The sequence below is a fragment of the Streptomyces sp. NRRL WC-3549 genome (assembly GCF_000721935.1).
GTDB lineage: Bacteria > Actinomycetota > Actinomycetes > Streptomycetales > Streptomycetaceae > Streptomyces.
Map to the genome: position 1 here is coordinate 54,202 of NZ_KL585405.1, position 522 is coordinate 54,723.

At 79.7% G+C, this 522-nt stretch carries 1 pseudogene; it reads right to left on the reverse strand.

Going from position 1 to position 522, the window contains the following annotated elements:
• A pseudogene (locus tag IH13_RS0118240) lies at positions 1-522 on the reverse strand (hypothetical protein); the annotation flags it as partial.

Below are 522 nucleotides of genomic sequence, written 5' to 3' on the forward strand. Positions count from 1 at the left end.
GCCGCTCGGCGTTGACCGAGCGGGCCGCCCGCTCCAGGGCGCTGGCCAGCAGCGCCAAGTCGGTCGGTCCGTTGCCCAGCTCGCGGACCGGGCGGCGGGCCGGCGGATCACCCATCCGCTCCCATTCCAGCGGGACGACGGTGGGGCGCAGGGTCCCCGTGCGCGGGATCCTGCCGGTGACCCGGCCGCCCTGGAACGGCGTCACCCGGCCGTCCGGATGCCCCAGCCTGCCCCGGCCCGGGGCCGCCTCGTCGGGCGACGGGGGGACGACCGGCGGGTCCAGCACGATGCGCAGCCGGGCGCCCCGGGCCAACTCGGTGTCCTCGGTGCGGTCGGGGCGGGCCGAGGTGGCGACCAGGTGGACGCCCAGCCGCTCTCCCTCCCTGGCCACGGCCTCCAGCACCCGGACGACGGAACCGGCCGACGGGCGGCCCGGGCTGCCCAGCGCGGGGGCGACCAGCGCGTCGAAGTCGTCGGCCAGGACGACGAGCCGGGGCAGCGGGGAGGGCCCGGGGTCGGCGG